This is a genomic window from Vibrio sp. OPT46, assembly GCF_015163535.1.
GTDB lineage: Bacteria > Pseudomonadota > Gammaproteobacteria > Enterobacterales > Vibrionaceae > Vibrio > Vibrio alginolyticus.
Window position 1 is genome coordinate 1 of record NZ_JADDYG010000397.1, and the last position, 3,172, is coordinate 3,172.

Genomic DNA, 3,172 nt, shown 5'->3' on the forward strand with positions numbered 1-3,172 from the left:
CCCCAGCATCTGACAGCTACAATCAACGCTTTGGCGGCACTCGTCGTCTTTATGGCAACAGCGAAGTGGACATTCTTCGCGCTGCACACGTTTGTGTGATTGGTATTGGTGGCGTAGGTTCATGGGCGGTCGAAGCGCTGGCCCGTACTGGGATCGGTGAGTTGACTCTGATTGATATGGATGATGTTTGTGTCACGAACATTAACCGCCAAATTCATGCGATGACGGGCACCGTTGGCCAAAGCAAGATTGAAGTGATGGCCGAGCGTGTCAAATTGATCAACCCAGAGTGTAAAGTCAATCTGATTGATGATTTCATCACGCCAGACAATCAACATGAGTACTTAAGCAAAGAATTTGATTACGTGCTAGATGCGATTGACAGCGTAAAAGCGAAGGCGTCTTTGTTGGCGTATTGCCGCAGCAACAAGATCAAAGTGATCACCACGGGTGGTGCTGGTGGTCAGGTTGACCCAACGCAGATCATGGTCGCTGATTTAACGAAAACGATCCAAGATCCTCTAGCGAAGAAAATCAAAGACACCCTGCGTCGTCATCATAACTTCCCTAAGAATCCGGCTCGTAAGTTTGGTATTGATTGCGTGTTTTCAACCGAGCAGCTGAAGTACCCTCAAGCAGACGGTTCAGTGTGTGGTGTGAAGTCGACAGCGGAAGGCCCAAAACGTATGGATTGTGCTAGCGGTTTTGGTGCGGCGACTGTTGTAACTGCAACGTTTGGCTTTGTCGCGGTATCGCGAATCGTTGAGAAGTTGATTTCAAAATATAAGAAGTAAACTAGAAGAAGAGCGCATCATGACAGATTTTCCCGTTTCTCCATTTGGTACAGATATCACCAGCGAAGACATTGTAGCGACTATGCAGCAACTTCAAGGCTGGGAAGATCGTTACCGTCAGGTTATTCAGTGGGGTAAAAAGCTGCCACAAATGCCAGAAGAGCTGAAATCAGAACAAGTTACCGTTTCGGGTTGTGAAAGCTTGGTGTGGTTAGTGAGCCAAGAGCAAGATGGCGTTTGGCATTTTTGTGGGGACTCCGATGCGCGTATCGTCCGTGGATTGATTGCCTTGGTAATGGCTGCTTATGACGGTAAAACGGCCGATCAAATTCAAGCATTTGATATTGATGCTTATTTTGATCAGCTGGGGCTTGTCTCCCATTTAAGCCCGTCACGTGGTAATGGCTTGAAAGCTATTGTAGAGCAGATTAAGCAAATCGCCGTGTAACGAGTCATTTTCCCAACTCTTAAAAAACGCCGAATAGCCTAGCTGTTTGGCGTTTTTTGTATCTGAGTTGAGATATTTTTTGCTTATGGATAAAAAGTATGCAAATGGTCGACTATTTTAGCGTTAATTAACCATTCTATTGATCCTGGTTCATTATATTGCCCACTTGGTTTTTATAAACTCAATTGTATTTAAAATTTTTCTATATTAGATAATAGACATATGCCCCATCCGCTCCTATTCCCCTATGTGGAAACACACTTGGAAGCGATTGGGTTACTTAGATACAAATGCTAGGAACCTCCCTATATGCAATTCACCTTGGAACATGCGCAAGACGTTTTATCCGGAATGCCAGACCCCACTTTTATTCTGAGTGAAGATGGTATCTATATTGATGTTTTTGGAGGAACAGATAAAAAAGCCTATCACGATGGAAGTAATTTGATAGGTGAGACGCTGCACAGCGTACTCGAGAAAGATAAAGCTGACTGGTTTATCGAACAGATAAAGCGGTCACTGAAACAAGACAGTATTGTGACGATCGAGTACAAGATGTGCGCCGACAGCATTCAGGGAATAGATGCTAACAGTGGGCCAAGAGGCGACCTATACTACGAAGGCAAGATCTGCCCACTCGCTATAAAATACCGGGGTCGTCGCGTTGTCCTTATTCTTACACGCAACATCTCCAATCGCCACCGAGTTGAAACCCTTCTTCGCCATCAAAGCCAAATAGATGCTCTCACCAATATCTACAACCGACGTGTTTTTTTCGAAAAGCTCACAGAAGAGGTCATTAAAGCTCAAGAGCCGAACTATCACTCCGCGTTGTTATTGTTTGATTTGGACTTTTTTAAAGTCATTAATGATAAACGTGGCCATGATGCGGGAGACCATGTCTTAGAAACGTTAGCTGATTTGGTTTCTCACTTACTCGTCAAAGACGAAATTTTCGCAAGAGTCGGAGGGGAGGAGTTTGCGATTATTTTGCCAGAAACTTCTCTGTCGGCGGCGAAAGAGGTAGGAGAGGAAGTACGTTCCCACATTCAAAATTGTCAGTTCGAATTTGAAAAGATTGAAATTCCGGTCACGGTGAGTGTAGGCGTGGTGGAAATAGGCAGAAATGAAACCACCAAACGTTTGTATGCGCATGCAGATAAAGCGCTTTATGCTGCGAAAAGAAATGGCAGAAATTGCGTGGCGACTCTGGATAGGCAGATGGAGTAACCTTGTTGGTTACTCCAAATCAAACCGTTGGCGTTATAGCATGTCGACGGCTTTTTCAACGGCGGCGATGAGTCTTTCCACATCGCTCGTCGTGTTATAAATACCAAAAGAGACGCGTACCGTGCCTTTCACATTTAGCGCATCCATCAATGGGTGAGCGCAGTGGTGTCCTGCTCGTACCGCAATGCCTTGTTGATCGAGCAGCGTCGCAATATCTTGGTGATGAACGCCGTCCATTACGAAGGTCAGTACAGAGGCATTCGGTTGATAGCCTAGAATATGGATGTCATCCAAAGCGCTTAGTGCTTGGTAGGCCTTATCCTGAAGCACATGGAAATGAGCCTCTACTTCGTGATGGTCAAAACCTTGGTACCACTCAATGGCTTTCGCTAGAGCAATCGCGCCCGCAACGTTTGGTGTGCCCGCTTCAAATTTACCAGGAAGTGCAGAAAACGTCGTTTTCTCGAAAGAAACGCGTTCAACCATTTTGCCGCCGCCGTGCCATGGTGGCATGGCTTCCAAAAGTTCAAGCTTGCCGTATAAAACCCCAATGCCTGCTGGTGCATAAAGTTTGTGACCTGAGAAAACGTAGAAATCGATATCTGATGCCGATAAATCAAGTTGCTCATGTACGATGCCTTGCGCGCCATCAACTACAACAACCGCGCCAACGTTGTGCGCCAGTTCAGTGATTTTTTCG

Annotated in this window: 4 protein-coding genes; 3 read left to right on the top strand and 1 reads right to left on the bottom strand. The window is 45.7% G+C overall.

The window, feature by feature from the left end; translation table 11 throughout:
• From tcdA to IQR33_RS18080, 3 genes are all read left to right on the top strand, one after another.
• On the top strand, nucleotides 1-794 hold a 794-nt coding region (gene tcdA / locus IQR33_RS18070), incomplete at its 5' end, for a tRNA cyclic N6-threonylcarbamoyladenosine(37) synthase TcdA (RefSeq protein ID WP_193843905.1).
• A 19-nt stretch (nucleotides 795-813) separates the two neighbouring features.
• Nucleotides 814-1,242: a cysteine desulfurase sulfur acceptor subunit CsdE gene (gene csdE / locus IQR33_RS18075; RefSeq protein ID WP_054576298.1), complete on the top strand. Its 429-nt coding sequence runs from the start codon at nucleotides 814-816 to the stop codon at nucleotides 1,240-1,242.
• Between the two features lie 309 nt (nucleotides 1,243-1,551).
• Nucleotides 1,552-2,472: a GGDEF domain-containing protein gene (locus IQR33_RS18080; RefSeq protein ID WP_054576297.1), complete on the top strand. Its 921-nt coding sequence runs from the start codon at nucleotides 1,552-1,554 to the stop codon at nucleotides 2,470-2,472.
• Between the two features lie 33 nt (nucleotides 2,473-2,505).
• Here the strand turns inward: IQR33_RS18080 and IQR33_RS33445 are convergent.
• Nucleotides 2,506-3,172: aminotransferase class V-fold PLP-dependent enzyme (locus IQR33_RS33445; protein WP_228013974.1), on the bottom strand; the 667-nt coding region annotated here is incomplete at its 5' end.